Here is a 3,046-nt window from a genome sequence, read left to right on the forward strand (position 1 = left end):
GCCGAAGCCCGCCAACAGGGCTGGCTCGGCGAGATCGACGGCCTACAGATCAGCCTCACCGGCGCCCGCCAAAAACTCGCCCAACTCGACCAGATCGCAACCAAGACAACCAGCACAGCGCTCGGGATGCCCACCTTCCCGCAGATCGCTGGCCGCTCCGTTCCACACCCCGACACTCCGCCCTGACCGTCACCGCGGGAAGACGCCCAGCCAGCCATGAAAGATCATCATCTAGTGCAGAGAAGAAGAAGGGTTTCGGGTTCCATCCGTTGCTCGGGTTCGTCGATCACGCCACGCCCACCGGCGGGGAGCCGGCCGCGGAGCTGCTGCGGCCGGGGAAGGCCGGCTCGAACACCGCCGCCGATCACGTCACGGTCCTCGACGCCGCCCTCGCGCAACTGCCCGCCCACCTGCGGGCCCGCGACCAGACCGGGCGGATGCCGGTCTTGGTGCGTACCGACGCCGCCGGGGCCACGACGCAGTTCGTCGCGTACTTGCACGCGCAGGGGGTGGAGTTCTCCGTCGGTGCCAGCTTCGCCCACCTCGACGTGCACACCGCCCTGACCGCGTTGCCCGAGCAAGCGTGGACACCGGCGTATCAGGCCCGCAAGCCCCGCGCCGCTGAGACCGGCGTGCAGATCGAACCCCGGGACGGGGCCTGGGTCGCCGAGGCCACCGGCCTGATCCCACTCACCGGCTGGCCACCGGGCACGAGGTTGATCCTGCGCAAGGAACGCCCACACCCCGGCGCACAGTTGCGGATCACCGACGCCGACGGGCTGCGCGTGACCGGGTTCCTCACCAACACCGGTCGCGGCGGCCCGCACCGCCAACTCGCCGACCTGGAACTACGCCACCGCCGCCACGCTCGGGTCGAGGACCGCATCCTTCTCCGGGGGGCCAAGGACACCGGGCTGCGCAACCTGCCCTTCCACGACACCGACCAGAACCGCATCTGGGTCGCGATCAGCGCGCTCGCCCAGGACCTGCTGGCCTGGTGCGCGCGACTCGCCCTGCCCGACTCGGCCGCAGGCTACGAGCCCAAACGGATGCGGCTACGCATCCTGGCCACCGCCGGACGGCTCGTACACACCGCGCGCAGGCACATCCTGCACATCGACCCCACCTGGCCCTGGGCCCCGGCCATCACGACCGCGCACACCCGCCTGTGCACGCTGCCCGTGCCCTGACCCACCACCGCATCCGCACAACCGAGGACCTGGAGCACCGGCAGACCACGCTGAGCCGGAGATCACCCACGCCGCCCCGCAGCGGAACACCCCAAGAAGATCAACAAGAGACACACGTGAAGATCACCGTACGATTGTTACGAAAGATCTGTGAGTGTCGTTGCGGTGCTCCTGGGTGGAGGACCACCAGGCTCGGTGCCGGTGACTTCGACGTGACTCGCGAAAGATCTGGCCGCTTCGGCGTGCCCTTGTTTTGACTTGTCCGTCGTGGTTGCCGGCACCGACCTGGCCCACCAGTTGGCCTGATCAGAAGCCTGTCCGTCCCTCGGGGCGTGACCCGTCACAGATGTGCCATGTGGTGACCTCATCCAGGCCGGTGCCGACGGTGACCCGCTCCCCGGAAGGACGACAGGCCGGTGCCCATGTTGGCAGAAATCGTCGATGCCGTGGTCGGTGTCGACACTCATCGAGACACCCATGAGGTGGAGATCGCGACCCCGGGCGGGGCGGCGATCGCCACCTGTCAGATCAGCAACGACAGCACCGGCTACGCCGAGCTGCTGGCCTGGATCGTCGACCACGCCCCCGGGCCGCGGCTGGTGGTGTCGATCGAGGGGACCCGTAGCTACGGGGTCGGACTGGCCCGCGCGGTCTCCGCCTCCGGGCTGATCGTCGTGGAGTGTGAGCAGCCCAACCGCAAGGCCCGCCGCGGTAAGGGCAAGTCCGACCCGATCGATGCACACCTGGCCGTGCTGGCCGCGCTGCGCCTGGACGCTGACGCACTGCCCACCCCTCGCGCTGATGGTGATCGCGAGGCGCTGCGGATCCTGCTGGGCGCCCGCAACGAGCTGACCACCGCCGGCACCGCGCAGACCAACCGGCTACGCGCGCTGCTCCTGGGTGGTGGGGACGACACCGACCGTGGCCTGTCCCGGGGCACGCTCACTGACGCCGTCCTCGCCGACCTTGCCCGGCGCCGGGCACCGCGCGAGGCCAGCCGTGAGCAGGCCGTGCGGCACGCCGAGATCCGCCGTGTTGCCCTCGCCCTCCGCGATGGTGCCCGGGCGCTCAAGACCAACCGCGCCCAGCTGCACGCCATCGTCAACGACCTGGCCCCGGGCCTGACCGAGCGTCGCGGGGTCGGCCCGGTCAGCGCCGCGCAGGCCATCGTGTCGTTCTCCCACCCCGGGCGGTGTCGCAACGACGCCGCGTTCGCCGCCCTGGGCGGGATCAGCCCGCTACCAGCCAGTAGCGGCCGCACCGTGCGGCACCGGCTCAACCGGGGCGGGGACCGGGCCCTGAACCGGGCGATCCACACCATCGCCGTCACCCGGATGCGGTGCTGCCCCGACACCCAGGCCTACGTCGCCCGGCGCACCGCCCAGGGCAAGACCTCGAAGGAGATCCGACGCTGCCTCAAGCGCTACATCGCCCGCCAGCTCTACCGCGCCCTCAACTCCGCGATGACCTCCACCGCAGCGCACATCGCGACCGAGTCCAGCTGATGAGCGAACACAGCGAATATCGTTACAGCCCGGCCCAGCCCCCCGGCCCCTGCGCCGAGCACCCCCACTGCCTGGTCCTGCGATGTCACCGTTGGCTGTGCCACAACACCTTCCACCTGCCACTGCGGCGACGCGGACAGCCCCGCCGCTACTGCAGCCCGGCCTGCCGCGTCGCCGAGCATCGCAGCCTCACCACATGATCACTTCCAGCCCGGGCGACCCCTGGTTGCCCGGCGGCAGGCCGACCCGCACCGCAGGCGCTCCAACGCCGAGGAGCGGAAGCGGCGCAGCAGCGCTGCTGAGCCCGGAAGGACTGCCCGACCCCTTGACAACACATAGAAGCGTCAAAAT

Annotated in this window: 2 protein-coding genes and 1 pseudogene; all 3 read left to right on the forward strand. The window is 70.2% G+C overall.

The annotated features are described in order from the left end of the window. Positions 1 to 186, forward strand: a 186-nt coding sequence (locus VGJ14_19500) for a hypothetical protein (protein ID HEY2834615.1), incomplete at its 5' end; no start/stop codon positions are given. A gap of 59 nt (positions 187 to 245) precedes the next feature. Continuing rightward, positions 246 to 1,190 (forward strand): annotated as a pseudogene (locus VGJ14_19505) (transposase). 422 nt (positions 1,191 to 1,612) lie between these two features. Further along, the gene (locus tag VGJ14_19510) at positions 1,613 to 2,695 is read left to right on the forward strand and encodes an IS110 family transposase (GenBank protein ID HEY2834616.1); all 1,083 of its coding nucleotides are present in this window, start codon (positions 1,613 to 1,615) and stop codon (positions 2,693 to 2,695) included. Positions 2,696 to 3,046: the final 351 nt, after the last annotated feature.

It is taken from the genome of Sporichthyaceae bacterium, from assembly GCA_036493475.1.
GTDB lineage: Bacteria > Actinomycetota > Actinomycetes > Sporichthyales > Sporichthyaceae > DASQPJ01.